15 protein-coding genes and 1 pseudogene are annotated in these 13,566 nt (G+C 63.5%); 5 read left to right on the forward strand and 11 right to left on the reverse strand.

Features of this window, described 5'->3' with window-relative positions; translation table 11 throughout:
• Positions 1-26: 26 nt before the first annotated feature.
• A complete protein-coding gene (locus QFZ88_RS22690) occupies positions 27-629 on the forward strand; it encodes a DUF922 domain-containing protein (RefSeq protein WP_024925469.1) in 603 nt (200 codons plus the stop codon).
• 34 nt (positions 630-663) lie between these two features.
• Here QFZ88_RS22690 and QFZ88_RS22695 read toward each other — a convergent pair whose 3' ends face one another.
• Positions 664-1,725, reverse strand: coding sequence for an endonuclease/exonuclease/phosphatase family protein (locus QFZ88_RS22695; protein ID WP_244431231.1), 1,062 nt, complete (start codon positions 1,723-1,725; stop codon positions 664-666).
• Positions 1,726-1,800: 75 nt separating this feature from the next.
• Here QFZ88_RS22695 and QFZ88_RS22700 point away from each other — a divergent pair, with 75 nt between their 5' ends.
• Positions 1,801-2,409 (forward strand): DUF922 domain-containing Zn-dependent protease, encoded by a 609-nt coding sequence (locus QFZ88_RS22700; protein ID WP_051504854.1) that lies wholly within the window; start codon positions 1,801-1,803, stop codon positions 2,407-2,409.
• Between the two features lie 71 nt (positions 2,410-2,480).
• On the opposite strand, the gene QFZ88_RS22705 is transcribed toward QFZ88_RS22700, so the two are convergent.
• Complete coding sequence (locus tag QFZ88_RS22705) at positions 2,481-3,107, reverse strand: MBL fold metallo-hydrolase (protein ID WP_024925466.1); 627 nt, start codon at positions 3,105-3,107, stop codon at positions 2,481-2,483.
• A gap of 217 nt (positions 3,108-3,324) precedes the next feature.
• On the opposite strand from QFZ88_RS22705, the pseudogene QFZ88_RS22710 reads away from it, so the two are divergent.
• Positions 3,325-3,424 (forward strand): annotated as a pseudogene (locus QFZ88_RS22710) (winged helix-turn-helix transcriptional regulator); the annotation flags it as partial.
• Positions 3,425-3,467: 43 nt separating this feature from the next.
• On the opposite strand, the gene QFZ88_RS22715 reads toward QFZ88_RS22710, so the two are convergent.
• The 4 genes from QFZ88_RS22715 to QFZ88_RS22730 all read right to left on the reverse strand — a co-directional run bounded on the left by QFZ88_RS22715 (position 3,468) and on the right by QFZ88_RS22730 (position 6,047).
• Positions 3,468-4,970, reverse strand: a complete 1,503-nt coding sequence (locus tag QFZ88_RS22715) for an AMP nucleosidase (RefSeq protein WP_024925465.1) — start codon at positions 4,968-4,970, stop codon at positions 3,468-3,470.
• Positions 4,971-5,100: 130 nt separating this feature from the next.
• On the reverse strand, positions 5,101-5,295 hold the full coding sequence (locus tag QFZ88_RS22720) for a hypothetical protein (protein ID WP_024925464.1): 195 nt from the start codon (positions 5,293-5,295) through the stop codon (positions 5,101-5,103).
• A gap of 32 nt (positions 5,296-5,327) precedes the next feature.
• Positions 5,328-5,486, reverse strand: a complete 159-nt coding sequence (locus QFZ88_RS22725; protein ID WP_162835303.1) for a hypothetical protein — start codon at positions 5,484-5,486, stop codon at positions 5,328-5,330.
• Between the two features lie 219 nt (positions 5,487-5,705).
• On the reverse strand, positions 5,706-6,047 hold the full coding sequence (locus tag QFZ88_RS22730) for a DUF2147 domain-containing protein (RefSeq protein ID WP_024925463.1): 342 nt from the start codon (positions 6,045-6,047) through the stop codon (positions 5,706-5,708).
• 449 nt (positions 6,048-6,496) lie between these two features.
• On the opposite strand from QFZ88_RS22730, the gene QFZ88_RS22735 reads away from it, so the two are divergent.
• Complete coding sequence (locus QFZ88_RS22735) at positions 6,497-6,763, forward strand: SEL1-like repeat protein (RefSeq protein WP_024925462.1); 267 nt, start codon at positions 6,497-6,499, stop codon at positions 6,761-6,763.
• 319 nt (positions 6,764-7,082) lie between these two features.
• The gene (locus QFZ88_RS22740; RefSeq protein ID WP_024925461.1) at positions 7,083-8,207 is read left to right on the forward strand and encodes an ABC transporter substrate-binding protein; all 1,125 of its coding nucleotides are present in this window, start codon (positions 7,083-7,085) and stop codon (positions 8,205-8,207) included.
• 90 nt (positions 8,208-8,297) lie between these two features.
• Here QFZ88_RS22740 and QFZ88_RS22745 read toward each other — a convergent pair whose 3' ends face one another.
• From QFZ88_RS22745 to QFZ88_RS22765, 5 genes are all read right to left on the reverse strand, one after another.
• Positions 8,298-10,250, reverse strand: a complete 1,953-nt coding sequence (locus QFZ88_RS22745) for an acetyl/propionyl/methylcrotonyl-CoA carboxylase subunit alpha (RefSeq protein WP_024925460.1) — start codon at positions 10,248-10,250, stop codon at positions 8,298-8,300.
• 42 nt (positions 10,251-10,292) lie between these two features.
• Positions 10,293-10,700: a VOC family protein gene (locus QFZ88_RS22750; RefSeq protein WP_024925459.1), complete on the reverse strand. Its 408-nt coding sequence runs from the start codon at positions 10,698-10,700 to the stop codon at positions 10,293-10,295.
• 88 nt (positions 10,701-10,788) lie between these two features.
• The gene (locus QFZ88_RS22755) at positions 10,789-11,235 is read right to left on the reverse strand and encodes a DUF2019 domain-containing protein (protein WP_024925458.1); all 447 of its coding nucleotides are present in this window, start codon (positions 11,233-11,235) and stop codon (positions 10,789-10,791) included.
• A gap of 215 nt (positions 11,236-11,450) precedes the next feature.
• Positions 11,451-11,912, reverse strand: a complete 462-nt coding sequence (locus tag QFZ88_RS22760) for a hypothetical protein (protein WP_244431233.1) — start codon at positions 11,910-11,912, stop codon at positions 11,451-11,453.
• 44 nt (positions 11,913-11,956) lie between these two features.
• A complete protein-coding gene (locus QFZ88_RS22765) occupies positions 11,957-13,564 on the reverse strand; it encodes a carboxyl transferase domain-containing protein (protein ID WP_024925456.1) in 1,608 nt (535 codons plus the stop codon).
• Positions 13,565-13,566: the final 2 nt, after the last annotated feature.

Below are 13,566 nucleotides of genomic sequence, written 5' to 3' on the forward strand. Positions count from 1 at the left end.
CTGGCGGAGGGTTGGGAGGAACATTGATGCGTCACGCCGCGGTTCGCTGTCTGGCCGGACTTTTGATTGCAGGAAGCCTGCCCGGCCTCGCCATGGCCGGTGCCAAGGTGGTCGTCCACACCACGAATTACGATATCGCGGGCGACAGCGGTAAGGCGCTGGTCGCCGCCATGGACCAGAGCGGCCCGCGGCACGGCTTCACCACGCGCGCCATCGCCCGCACGTCCTACACCCTCAATTGGGATTACAAGACCGAGCCGTCAGCTGGCGGCTGCCGTTTGCTGCGCGCCGACGGAACCCTGGACCTCACCTACCAATATCCGCGCGTCACCTCGAAAATGTCGCCGGCGCTGCGCAAGCGCTGGCAGGTCTTTTTCGCCGGCGTGCGGGCACATGAGGAAACCCACGGCCGCATCGCCCGCCAGATGGTCGCGGCCGGCGAGCGCTCCGTTTCCGGTCTCAACCTCGCCAACGATCCGCAATGCATCAAGACACGCCGCGAAGCCGAGCGCAGGACCGCCGCCGCCACCGCCGACTACGAAGCCAGGCAGGTCGCCTTCGACATGCGCGAGCACAGCCCTGGCGGCCATGTCCAGAAACTCGTCACCGCCCTGCAGAAAGCGCAATAAGGTCTTCGCCTGAAATCCCGGGAGGCGCCGGCGGTCAGCCGCCGCGTACCAATTTGCGTTGTTCGGGTCGTTCGGCCGAAACAGTCGCCGTTTTCGGTCCGCCCTCCGGTTCCGCCGCCGCCGGCTTCAGCGAGAATTCGACGAGGACCGGCCGGTGGTCCGAGCCGGTGTCTTCCAGAAGCGTGGCCGAGTGGACCACCACGGCGCCCTTGTACAACACCTGGTCGATCGGCAGTCCGGCAAAGGACAAAGCGGCGGGCAGCCTCCGGTAAAACCAGGTCGGGCCGGCGGAGGGCACCAGCGTCAAGGCGCCGGCTCTGGCGAACCGTTGCACCGCCTCGCTCCACGGCACGGCATTGAAATCGCCGGCGACGACGGCGTCTTCGCCCAGTGTTGCCAGCGGGTGGCTCAGGCTGCGGATCTGGCGGAACTGGTTGAACGGCCACGGCCAGCCAATATGGACGGCGGCGACCGCCACTTCCGTGCCGCCGAAGTCGATATGGGCCGTCGCCATCGATCCACGGTCATTGCATTGCGGCTCGCTGCCTTCGACAAAGGGCTGCCTGGACAGCAGCGCCACGCCGAAGAAGCCGTTCGGAAACGGGCAGGCGATGCTGTAGGGATAGACACCGGACAGGAGCTTCAGCTTGCCCGCCCACATGTCGGAAACCTCGTTCAGCGTCACCACGTCCGGCTTGACGCTGTCGATCAGCGACAACACCTTTTCAGGCGTCGGGTTGTTGTAGCGCAGGTTCATCTGCAGCAGCCGGTAGACGGCGCGGTCGTCCGGCTTGGCGGTGAAGCCGGCCTGTGATTTGCCGAGGCCCGGAAGGCTGGTCGTCGTCGCAAGGCAGGCGATCGCAAAAACCAGGAACGGCACCGCCTGCCAGCGCGGGCCGGCAATGATCATCACCAGCGCCAACAAGACGAGCAGCGCCGCGAGGTGGGTGCGGAAATGCGAGAAGGAATCCAACGCCGGATGAAAGGCGCCGAAGAATCCGGCCAGAAGCGCGACGGAGGACGCCACCGCGCAGGCGGCGATCAGGAATTGAAACAGGATACGGGCGCTGTCCATGGCGGTCATAGCTCGAAACATTGCGGCTCATTGATGGTAGGGCAAGCGCTCTCTATGGTGCGCGCGAAAAATGCAATGCCCTATCCTGGAAACGCGATGATCTTGAAGAACGGACTTGTCCTGCTGACGGCTACGGCCGGCTTTGTCTTGGCGGCCTCCTCCGCGCAGGCCGGTGGCCGCACCATCGAACAGGAAAAGCCTTATGCCATCACCGGCGCATCCGGCGCTGAGCTCTACAGTTCCATCGGCCAGAACGGCCCGGCGGTGGGCAGCAGCGGCCGCCGCGTCATCGCCCACACCTTCTTCACGCTCACTTGGTCCAGGAATTACGTGCCGCAGGGCGGCGGCTGCACGCTGGTGTCGGCGACGCCCAAGCTAACCATCACCTATACGCTGCCGAAGCCCGCCAATGCGCTTGCGCCGGCGGTGCAGAAACGCTGGGACGTCTTCATCGACGGCATCCGGCGTCACGAGAAAGTCCATGGCGACCACATGAAGGCGATGTTGAAGCGGATCGAGGCGACGACCATCGGCGTTTCGGTGCCGAATGACCCCGGCTGCCAGAAGATCCGCAAGCAGATCCAGACGCCGCTGTCGGAGGCCTCGCTGGCGCAGCGCCAGGAGAGCAGCGAGTTCGATCGCGTCGAGATGGGGCCGGGCGGCAACATCCAGCGGCTTGTCCTGGGGCTGGTCAACGGCGACTGAGATACTCGGCGAGTGCGAGAGCTGACGGCGACCTTTTCTCCGGTAGCGCGCCTGCCCGGCATCCAGATGCCTTATGCGGTGCGGGGTCGCCACGGCTCGTGCTCGTGCGCGAGCCAGACCAGTTCGGGGTCGAGCGCGCGCACCCGCAGCTGGCCTTCGGTCTGCGGCTCGTCGAGCTCGCCAAACCAGACCGCCACGTCGCCGCCAACGACGACCGGGTGCCCGCCAGTCTCAACGACGACGACCTGCATGCCGGCTGTGTGGCCGGGCGCCGGGACAAGCCGGAGCCCGGGGAGTAGCTCGAGCTCACCGTCGACTGGCACGTACTCCACGCCGGGTGCATCGACCCACTCGCGAATGGTGTAGTCGTCCTCGTTGCGCGCGTTGTCGAGTTCCCGGCGCTGGACGTAGATCGGCTTGCCGGCGAAGAGATGGTTGCCTCCGCAATGGTCGGCGTGCAGGTGCGTGTTGACGACGATGTCGATGCCGGCGAGGTCGAAGTCCTGCTTGCTCAGCGGATACAGGCGCGGACTGAAGGCGGCCACCACTGCCGGGTGCAGCTCCGTCATGCCGGTGTCGACCAGTATGCGCCCGTTGGGATGGTCGATGACGTGCACGTAGACTGGCATTCGCTCGCCCTCGACGAAAAGGTCGGCAACGAGGATTGGCGAGATGGTGATAGAGGCGGGGGCATTCATCTTTTCGTCTCCCTCAACAGTTTTGCACGCTGCTGCGAACAGGGTTTTGGGATCATCTAGATAACGCCGTCGGTCTTGAGCATCCCTCCGCCTCCATCGCTTGCAATCAGCCACGCGGCATATCTGCCTGACTGATTGCATCTCGCAACCGGTTGTAGGTTACATAAACTGATTTTATATTGCAATCGGTTTTTGGAGTGCGCGTGAATGCCCTGCGCTGGGCTGCCCGATCAATCGGATTCTCGAGGCCCTGGGGGATCGCTGGAGTCTGATCGTCATCGGCGACCTGATGTTCGGCAACCGCCGTCACTATAGTCGGTTGAGGCCGACGCCGCACACCGCCGCTCGGAGTACGGCCTCCTACTGGAACGCCGTCTCCGAGAAGCTGCGCAGCTTGCGTGAATGCAGCCGCTCCATCGGCATTTCGGCCAGCTTCTGCATGGCGCGAATGCCGATGGTCAGGTGTTGCGCCACCTGCCGCTTGTAGAATTCGGTCGCCATGCCGGGCAGCTTCAGTTCGCCATGCAGCGGCTTGTCGGAAACGCACAGCAGCGTGCCGTAGGGCACGCGGAAGCGGAACCCGTTGGCGGCGATGGTTGCCGATTCCATGTCGAGCGCGATGGCGCGCGATTGCGAAAGCCGCTGCACCGGCCCGCGCTGGTCGCGCAGTTCCCAGTTGCGATTGTCGATGGTGGCGACCGTGCCGGTGCGCATGATGCGCTTGAGGTCGTAGCCGGAAAGCCCGGTCACCTCGGCCACCGCTTCCTCCAGCGCCACCTGCACCTCGGCCAGCGCCGGCACCGGCACCCACACCGGCAGGTCGTCGTCCAGCACATGGTCCTCGCGCACATAGGCATGCGCCAGCACATAGTCGCCCAGCGCCTGCGTGTTGCGCAGGCCGGCGCAGTGGCCAAGCATCAGCCAGGCATGCGGGCGCAGCACGGCGACGTGGTCGGTGATGGTCTTGGCGTTGGACGGACCGACGCCGATATTGACCATGGTGATGCCGCCATGGTCCGGCCGCTTCAGATGATAGGCGGGCATCTGCGGCAGCCGTCCCGGCGCGGTGCCTTCGCTGAGCAGCGGCGTGCCCGGCCTGGTGACGACATTGCCCGGCTCGACGAATTCGGAATAACCCTCGCCACCCTTCGCCATCAACTCGCGCGCCATCGCGCAGAACTCGTCGATGTAGAACTGGTAGTTGGTGAAGAGGACAAAATTCTGGAAATGCTGCGGGCTGGTCGCCGTGTAATGCGTCAGCCTGTGCAGGGAATAGTCGATGCGCTGGGCGGTGAAGGGCGCCAGCGGGCGCGGGTCGCCCAGCGCCACCTCGAAGGTGCCGTTGGCGATCTGATCGTCGGTGCCGTCGAGGTCCGGCACGTCGAACAGGTCACGGATCGGCCGGCGGATGCGCTCGGCGGCGGCACTGTCGACATAGGTTCCTTCCAGGAAGGCGAAATGCAGCGGGATCGGCGTCTCCGATTCCGAAACGATCACCGGCACGCCGTGATTGCGCATGATCAGCCTGAGCTGTTCGGTCAGGTAGCTTTCGAACAGATGCGGTTGGGTGATGGTGGTCGAGAACTGCCCCGGCGTCGGCAGATGGCCGTAGGCCTGGCGCGAGTCGACCTGGGTGAACGAGTTGGTGACGACGCTGACCTCCGGATAGAAGGCGCGGTAGCGCTTGTCGTTGCCGCCGCCGGCGGCAAGTGCCGAGAAGGAGTCGCGCAGGAATTTGGTGTTGCGCTCGTAGAGCACCTTGAGCGCGGCGACGGCCTCGCCGGCATCGTCGAAGGATTGCCGGGCATAGGGCTCCGGCATGACCAGGGTCTCGATGGCTTGTGGATAGATTCGCTTTTCCATGACCCATTATAGAGATGGAACATGACACTGGGGAGGGGCCGCCCCGCCAAAGGCTCATTGGCCCATGCTTTTTTAGTGGTCCGTGTTTTCTAGCTGCCCGTGCTTTTAGCTGATTGAGCAATCAGCTTGATCAGCCGCGCTGCAGGCTGACCAGAAGAACCAGCCCGATGCCGTTCTTCTTGAGTGCCGGCGCCTCGATGGTCGAGCCCGTGCCTGTCCGCATCATCGGCACGGCCAGCACCGGAGCAGCCAGCAGCATCAGGATCAGCATGGCGCGCGGCAACAGCTTCAGAACGGCGACGGTGTTTTCGGCGATGCTGTTCATGGCGGCGGCTTTCGATACGAGGTGTCGGGTGTTCAACGGGTGTAGCTGTCGGGGCAGGCGAGACCGCAGAGCCGCAAGCCGGCCTGATCCCAGGCCCGGGCGGAGCGGCCGTCTCCGGCAACCAGTGTCGCGAAGCCCATGCCGAACAACGTCATCAGCAGGCAGACGATGGTGAAGCGGCGCGCAAGCATTGGTCTCTCCCTCAATGCTGGAGAGAATGCCCGAGCGCGGCTGAACCCCTTCTGAGGCCACCGTTCATCCAGGGTTCAAAATGATTGACGGAAATTCAGATGCAGCGCCCCTTCTCCCGCAAGGGGAGAAGGAGAGGCAACTGCAACCGCAGCTCCCAAAACAAAAGGCGTTCCCGCATGGCGGAAACGCCTTGTCGTCAACCGGGTCTGCTGTTCGGCTTACATCTTGGTCCAGGTCTGGCTCTTGCAGATGAGGCCGCCCAGCACACAGCCGCTCATCTTCAGCGACTTGCCGGAGATCGAGGCCTTGCCGTTGTAGGTCTTGTCGTTCTCCGGATCGGTGATGGTGCCGGCATATTTGCCTTCACCCGTCGATTTGAACGAGCCGATCGTCTTGCCGGCATGCTTGCCGGTCTTCAGCGTGATCGAGAACGAGCCGCTGCCCGAGATCGCCGCCGTGGCACCGGATGCCGTCTTCCAGTTGCCTTCGATCGGGTCGGCCCAGGCCGCGCCCGCCATGATCAATGTGGCCGCAACAGCCAAGCTGAGTTTGCGAAACATTCCTTCCTCCCTGTGCGCTCCGCCGGACCTGCGGGTCCAGCCTCTCCATCCCTCACGCCCAAGCAGGCTAATCCAGTCCCCAATAAAACAAAAGCCGTGCCGCTGGGGAAGGAAAAGCGCTTTTTCATCGGCGTTCGAAAGGGCATTTCGCCGGCTGCTGAGGCATTTCTCAATTCGCGAAGCTTTCGCGTGGTTAGCGAAACCTTGTTTTGCGAGGTTCGGATTTTCGTCGAATTTGAGCGAAAACCCAGCAATCGCGGACTTCCTATCCTTAACGGTTTCTCACGTTTACTTCTTGTTTTAGCTTTGTTTTCTTCCAGTTAAGCAAGCCATTTAACGACGGATTCAAGCGTCCCCTTCATTCTTCGAAGCATCGGAAGAGCGCACACCCACTGAAGAAAAGGGTGGCGGCTTTCAGGAGCAGACAGGGTCAGACAAGGGGATTTGAAATGGCACGTTTCGAGATGCTGGAAGCAGGGTTCGGTACGATGGGCGCAACCGCTCAAGCCGACATTCTCTTCGAACTGGGCATGATGTATGCGACCGGCCGCGACTGCGAGACCGACGTAGTCACGGCTCACAAATGGTTCAACATCGCCGCGATCAAGGGCTCGACCCGCGCCGCGGAACTGCGGTCCGAACTTTCGGCTTCCATGACCAAGGGCGAGATCGCTCATGCCCTGCGCGAAGCCCGCGACTGGATGACCACGCACTGAATTCCGCCCCGCGAGGGGATGGTCTCGCCGCTCCAACGGCGAATTGAAGAAACGGAAGCGGCCAGCAAGGCCGCCCGGCGAAACAGGGAAGGCGGGTCGTTTTCGAAGCCATCTGGCTCGAAACCGCCCCGGCGAAAGAAAACCGCGACCGGTCGTTACAAGACCGGCGCGGTTTTCGCATTTTCGACCCGGCATTTGGCCGGCGCGATTAACCCGACGATTGCAAAAACGCTTCGACGGGCTTGACGAGCGGTGGAATTTTGAGGCCATTCTCGGCCAAGCGTGGCCAGGGGGTTGCGCAAGCCTTGGGAGGTTTAAAGTGAAGAAGACCAAATTTTTGAGCGCTGCCTTGTTCGGCATGGCGCTCAGCGCCTCGGCCGCTTATGCCGAAGACATCACCTTCGCGGTTGTCGGGCCGATGACGGGCCAGCTCGCCACCATCGGCGACCAGTTCAAGCACGGCGCGCAGGCCGCGGCCGACGCCATCAACGCCGCCGGCGGTGTCAACGGACGCCAGATCAAGATCGACATCGAGGATGACCAGTGCGACCCTAAGCAGGCCGTTTCGGTGGCCAACCGCATCGTCGGCAACGGCGTCATGTTCATTGACGGTCACGCCTGCTCGGGCTCGAGCATTCCGGCTTCCGCCGTCTATGCCGAAGCCGGCGCGCTGATGATGAGCCCGGCCTCGTCCAACCCGCTGATGACCGACGACGCCGCCAAGAAGGGCTGGTCGACGATCATGCGCCTCTACACCCGTGACGACGCCCAGGGCGCCTTCATCGGTCCGTGGATTGCCAAGAAGTATGCCGGCAAGAACGTCGTCGTGCTGCACGACAAGAGCGCCTATGGCCAGGGTGTCGCCGACGCCGTGAAGGCGACGATGAACGCGGGCGGCCTGAAGGAAGTGCTCTATGAAGGCATCAATTCCGGCGAGAAGGACTATTCGGCACTGGTCACCAAGCTGAAGAACCTGAAGGCCGATGTCGTCTATTTCGGCGGCTATCATCCGGAGGCCGGCCTCATCCTGCGCCAGTCGGCCGAGCAGAACTTCAAGTACCAGCTGATCATGCCGGACTCCATCGCCTCGCCGGAATTCTGGCAGGTTGCCGGCCCGGCTGGCGAAGGCACGATGTTCGTGTTCCCGGCTGACCCGCAGGCCCGCCCGGAAGCCAAGGAAGCGATTGAGAAGATCAAGGCCAAGGGCTTCGTGCCGGAAGGCTTCACGCTGTTCTCCTACGCCACGATCCAGGCTTTCGCCGAAGGCATCAAGCGCGCCGGCAGCGACGATCCGGGCAAGGTTGCCGCCGCGCTGAAGGACGGCAAGCCGATCAGCACCGTGGTTGGCGAAGTCATCTTCGACGAAAAGGGTGACCTGAAGAACGCCAAGTACGACATCAACCAGTGGCATGAAGGCAAGTACGCGCCGATCAAGGTCGACTGATCCCGCATGGGATGATTGATGAAAGCGGAATGGCCGGGCTTGTCCCGGCCATTTTGTTTGCTGGAGATCGTGGCGTGGATCGTCGGCGGCTCAGGCCTCCGTCTCGGCGAACCGCACCAGCACCGTTCCGTCCGTCACCTGCGCGCCCTCCGTAGCGATCTCGGCGATGGTGCCGTCATGCGGGGCGGCGATGGTGTGCTCCATCTTCATCGCTTCCAGGATGAGCAGCGGCTGCCCCTTGACCACCACGTCGCCAGCCACCGAGCGCACCACCTTGACCAGCCCCGGCATCGGCGCACGCAGATTGCCGACACCCGCGCCGGCATCATCAGCCTTGGCCAGCGGATCCGGCACGCCGAAACTATAGCCCGTGGCGCCGGCAAAGACGGTGACGTGGCCGGGCCAGCGCGCCAGCCGCTTGCCGCCGCCGGCCCGCAAGGCGTGCACGCCCGTCTCGGTCGCGACATCGAAGCCACCGTCGTCGCGCGCGGTGATGCGGGCAGCGATTTCCTCGTCGCCGGCTTTCAGCCTGATGCGGCGCGCGCCGGCGTGGAAATGCGCGTAGCCGACAAGTGACGACCATGGGTCGGAACCGTTTCGAGGGATGGAGACGTCCGCCGCCGCAAGTGCTGCCGTCGCGATGACATCGTCGCCGGGAAGGGCGATCGCCGTCAAAGCCTCCTGCTTGCGGCCGATAAGGCCGGTGTCGACATCGCCGGCGGCGAAATCCTCATCGGCGGCCAGCGCAGCCAGGAAGGCGGTGTTGGTGACAGAGCCGGCGATTTCGGTACCGGCCAGCGCTTCGCCGAGCGCGGCCAGCGCGCTCGCGCGGTCGGGCCCATGCACGACAAGCTTGGCGATCATCGGGTCGTAATAGGGCGAGATGGCATCGCCCTGGCGCACGCCTGTCTCGACGCGCATGCTGGCACCCGCCGGCGCGGTCTCGGGAAAGCGCAGGTGATGCAGCGTGCCGATCGCCGGCAGAAAGCCCTTGGTCGCATCCTCGGCATAGAGCCGCGCCTCGAAGGCATGGCCGGAAAGCGCGATCTCGTCCTGGGCCTTCGGCAGCTTTTCGCCGGAAGCCACGCGCAGCTGCCATTCGACGAGGTCGACGCCGGTGATCATTTCCGTCACCGGATGTTCGACCTGTAGGCGCGTGTTCATCTCCATGAACCAGAAGCGGTCGGCCAACAGTCCCTTCGAGGCGTCGACGATGAACTCGATGGTGCCGGCGCCGGAATACTGGATCGCCTTGGCGGCCTTCACCGCGGCATCGGTCATCGCCTTGCGCAGCGCCGGCGTCATATCGGGCGCCGGCGCCTCCTCGATCACCTTCTGATGGCGCCGCTGCGCCGAGCAGTCGCGCTCGTAAAGATGCACGGCATTGCCGAAATTATCGCCGAACACCTGCACCTCGATATGGCGCGGCTTGTCGACATATTTCTCGACCAGCACGCGGTCGTCGCCGAAGGCGGCCTTGGCCTCGCGCCGCGCGCCGGACAGTGCCTCGGAAAAATCATCGGGATGATCGACCCGGCGCATGCCCTTGCCGCCGCCGCCGGCGCGCGCCTTGATCAGCACCGGATAGCCGATCTCGCGCGCCTTGGTGGCCAACAGCACGATGTCCTGCGCCTCGCCGTGATAGCCGGGCACGACAGGCACGCCGGCCTTTTCCATCAGCCGCTTAGCAGCATCCTTGAGGCCCATGGCGCGGATGGACGCGGCCGACGGGCCGATGAAGACCAGCCCCGCCGCCGCCACCTGATCGACGAAATTCGGGTTTTCCGAAAGGAAGCCGTAGCCGGGGTGAATGGCCTCGGCACCCGTCTGCTTTGCCGCCGCGATGATGCGCTCGGCCCTAAGATAGCTCTCGCCGACCGGGGAGGCGCCGATATGGACCGCCTCGTCGGCCATGGCGACATGCAGGGAGGCGGCGTCGGCGTCGGAATAGACGGCGACCGTATCGATGCCCAGCTTGCGCGCGGTACGGATGATGCGGCACGCGATCTCGCCACGGTTGGCGATCAGGATCTTCGAAAACATCGGGGCCTCCAATGGTAAGGGCAATTAAGGTGCCGGACTTGATTATTTCGGCGTAATCACCACCGACGGCGCCGAGCGCTCGAAGGGGCCATGGTGGACGGCCTCGATGTTATTGCCGTCCGGGTCGAACAGGAAGGCGGCGTAGTAGCCGGGGTGATAGCTGCGCTCGCCCGGTCCGCCATTGTCCCTGCCGCCGGCGGCAAGGCCCGCCTGGTAGAATTTCGCCACCGTCTCGCGATCGGGCACCTGGAAGGCGAGATGCACGCGCGAGGTCTGGCCGCTGGCGGCGTCGATCCACAATTCGTCGGCCGAGAAGAAGGTCTCGCCCTCATGAATGGAGGAGGCGTGGCCGATGGCTTCGAGTACTGCGCGGTAGAAGCGCCTGGTCGTTTCAAGGTCGGCCGCGCGCAGATGGATATGGTCGATCAGGCGGCCGCGATGGAATTGCATCGGTAGTCTTTCCTCGTGTTGGTACCGGGTAGTTGTGGTGCTGCCGGCGCGCCATCGCGCGCCGGTCGCGTCTTCGATTGTTCCGCTGCTAGTCTGGCCGCCTCGGCAGCTCGATCCCATAGGTGCGCAACGGCTCGATGAGCTTATTGTGGTCGAAATCCTTGACGCCGAAGTATTCGTAGAGTTTCCAGCCGGCAGAAAGGCCAACGGCGACATATCCCTTTTTCGGGTCTTTCGGCATCCAATTGGCGACCAGAGATCCGAGTACAGGAATGGCTTTTTTGGGCGCCCACCCCATAACTCGGCCGGCCGCGCGCAGGCGCACTTCGGGCATCTCATGTGTCATCAGACGCTCAAGTGTATCGCGCCCGATTGGGGAGTTAACAAGCTCATCCAGCACGAGCCGCATCCGATCCACCTGACGGTTTCCTGCACGCGTGTCCTCGCGCTCCCGTGCGGCAATCTCGAGCTCATTGGCTTCGATCAGACGACTAACGAGGGTCGTGATACGCGCATCGGTAACGGGAGAGGCCATGGGCGAACTCCTTCCGGACGGGTTCGGAACGGCGGCCATAGGAGACCTCGCATCCCAAACACGCCGAACGTCGCGTCCGGGATTTGCACGTCGAATGCGGCGCTCGGGCCGAGCATCGACACTTGCCCCGTAGTGCCGGCCGCCACCATCATGGCAAGGCCGGCACGCAGCTGGACTTAGCAACGCGGCTTTGCGGCCGGAGAGACGCGCGCGGCTTACTTCGAAGCCGCGATCTCGCAGCTGCCGCCTATGTTGATCTTGCCCTTGTAACTGTCGCGGGTCCTCACGCAGCTTGCCATCGCCTTTTCTTCCGCAGCCGCCTGCGTCTTTGCGTTCAACGAATTGCCGCAAATGACGAAGATATCCCGCACGCGAGAATAGGGCGTGATTGCGTAGGCTGAGTGGCCTCCAGCCGCCACATAGGCCTTCCACGCTTTGGTGCAGGGGTCTTTCGGATTGTCCGGCAAAGTCGGAGGGAACCGCTTGTCGCCCTGATTTCCCGCCAATGATCCGGCGGTTGTTATGTTTGAAGTCGCTGCAAGAAGCATGCAAGCCAGAACGGAAATATTCAAAGAACGAAGATGTCGCAAATTTATCCCCATGTGCCCAATATTGAACACCGTAATCAATAGAAGAAATTGTCGCTGTCGGGCAATGCAATTCTTCGACTGGCCCATTTGAACAGCACTGTATTGGCTTCGGTGAAAACAAGTGCACGGCGTCACATCCTGAACACGCCGAATTTCGTGTCGGGGATCGGCGCGTTGAGCGCGGCCGACAGCGAAAGCGCCAGCACCTCGCGTGACCTTACCGGGTCGATGATGCCGTCGTCCCAAAGCCTTGCGGATGAATAGAGCGGGTGGCCCTCGCGCTCGTATTTTTCCAGCGTTGGGCGCTTGAATTCGGCCTCTTCCGCGGCCGTCCAGCTGCCGCCCTTGCGCTCGATGTTCTCGCGCCGCACCAGCGCCAGCACCATCGCCGCCTGCTCGCCGCCCATCACCGAGATGCGCGCATTGGGCCACATCCACAGGAAGCGGGGCGAATAGGCGCGCCCGCACATGCCGTAATTGCCGGCGCCGAACGAGCCGCCGATGATCATCGTCACCTTCGGCACCTGCGCGGTCGCCACCGCCGTCACCAGCTTGGCGCCATCCTTGGCGATGCCGCCGGCCTCGTATTTCTTGCCGACCATGAAGCCGGTGATGTTCTGCAGGAACACCAGCGGGATCTTGCGCTGGCAGCACAGTTCGATGAAATGTGCGCCCTTCACAGCGCTCTCCGAAAACAGCACGCCATTGTTGGCGATGATGCCGACAGGCATGCCATGGATATGGGCAAAGCCGGTGACCAGCGTGGTGCCGTAATTCTGCTTGAACTCGTCCAGCTCCGAGCCGTCGACGATGCGCGCGATCACCTCGCGCACGTCATAGGGCTGGCGCAGATCCGTCGGCACGATGCCGAGGATTTCGCGTGGGTCGTAGAGCGGCGCCACGGGCTGGCGCAAGTCGAGGCCGCTCTCCTTTTTGCGGTTGAGGTTGCGCACGATGCGGCGGCAGATCGCCAGCGCGTGTTCGTCGTCCATCGCATAGTGGTCGGCGACGCCGCTTTGGCGCGTGTGCAAATCGGCGCCGCCCAGTTCCTCGGCGCTGACATCCTCGCCGGTCGCCGCCTTAACCAGCGGCGGGCCGCCGAGGAAGATGGTCGCTTGCTTGCGCACCATGATCGATTCATCCGCCATCGCCGGTACATAGGCGCCGCCGGCCGTGCAGGAACCCATCACGCAGGCGATCTGCGGGATGCCGGCGGCGCTCATATTGGCCTGGTTGTAGAAGATGCGGCCGAAATGCTCGCGGTCGGGAAACACCTCGTCCTGGTTGGGCAGGTTGGCGCCGCCGGAATCGACCAGATAGACGCAAGGCAACCTGTTCTGCAGCGCGATCTCCTGCGCCCTGAGGTGCTTCTTCACCGTGACGGGATAATAGGTACCACCCTTCACGGTAGCGTCGTTCACCACCACCATCACCTCGCGGCCTTCGATGCGTCCGATGCCGGCGATCATGCCGGCGGCGGAAATGGCATCGTCATACATGCCCCAGGCGGCGAACTGGCCGATCTCCAGGAAGGGCGAGCCGGTGTCCAGGAGTTGCGCCAGCCGGTCGCGAGGCAACAGCTTGCCGCGCTGGGTGTGGCGGGCGCGCGCCTCTTCCGTCCCGCCGCGTTGGACCGTTGCCGCCTTGTCCGAAATGTCGGCGACCAGCGCCCGCATGCGCTCGGCATTGGCGCGGAAGGTTTCGGAGGAGGTGGAGACCGAAGAGGTGAGCGCTGGCATTA

The organism is Mesorhizobium sp. YL-MeA3-2017, from assembly GCF_030814575.1.
Lineage (GTDB): Bacteria > Pseudomonadota > Alphaproteobacteria > Rhizobiales > Rhizobiaceae > Mesorhizobium > Mesorhizobium terrae.

What these genes read in the sequence shown, in the direction of transcription:
- QFZ88_RS22715 (WP_024925465.1), bottom strand. Translation starts at nt 4,970, where the DNA reads ATGGAAAAGCGAATCTATCCACAAGCCATCGAGACCCTGGTCATGCCG.
- QFZ88_RS22725 (WP_162835303.1), bottom strand. Translation starts at nt 5,486, where the DNA reads ATGCTTGCGCGCCGCTTCACCATCGTCTGCCTGCTGATGACGTTGTTC.
- QFZ88_RS22735 (WP_024925462.1), top strand. Translation starts at nt 6,497, where the DNA reads ATGGCACGTTTCGAGATGCTGGAAGCAGGGTTCGGTACGATGGGCGCA.
- QFZ88_RS22745 (WP_024925460.1), bottom strand. Translation starts at nt 10,250, where the DNA reads ATGTTTTCGAAGATCCTGATCGCCAACCGTGGCGAGATCGCGTGCCGC.
- QFZ88_RS22700 (WP_051504854.1), top strand. Translation starts at nt 1,801, where the DNA reads ATGATCTTGAAGAACGGACTTGTCCTGCTGACGGCTACGGCCGGCTTT.
- QFZ88_RS22750 (WP_024925459.1), bottom strand. Translation starts at nt 10,700, where the DNA reads ATGCAATTCCATCGCGGCCGCCTGATCGACCATATCCATCTGCGCGCG.
- QFZ88_RS22760 (WP_244431233.1), bottom strand. Translation starts at nt 11,912, where the DNA reads ATGGGCCAGTCGAAGAATTGCATTGCCCGACAGCGACAATTTCTTCTA.
- QFZ88_RS22755 (WP_024925458.1), bottom strand. Translation starts at nt 11,235, where the DNA reads ATGGCCTCTCCCGTTACCGATGCGCGTATCACGACCCTCGTTAGTCGT.
- QFZ88_RS22690 (WP_024925469.1), top strand. Translation starts at nt 27, where the DNA reads ATGCGTCACGCCGCGGTTCGCTGTCTGGCCGGACTTTTGATTGCAGGA.
- QFZ88_RS22695 (WP_244431231.1), bottom strand. Translation starts at nt 1,725, where the DNA reads ATGTTTCGAGCTATGACCGCCATGGACAGCGCCCGTATCCTGTTTCAA.
- QFZ88_RS22720 (WP_024925464.1), bottom strand. Translation starts at nt 5,295, where the DNA reads ATGAACAGCATCGCCGAAAACACCGTCGCCGTTCTGAAGCTGTTGCCG.
- QFZ88_RS22730 (WP_024925463.1), bottom strand. Translation starts at nt 6,047, where the DNA reads ATGTTTCGCAAACTCAGCTTGGCTGTTGCGGCCACATTGATCATGGCG.
- QFZ88_RS22705 (WP_024925466.1), bottom strand. Translation starts at nt 3,107, where the DNA reads ATGAATGCCCCCGCCTCTATCACCATCTCGCCAATCCTCGTTGCCGAC.
- QFZ88_RS22765 (WP_024925456.1), bottom strand. Translation starts at nt 13,564, where the DNA reads ATGCCAGCGCTCACCTCTTCGGTCTCCACCTCCTCCGAAACCTTCCGC.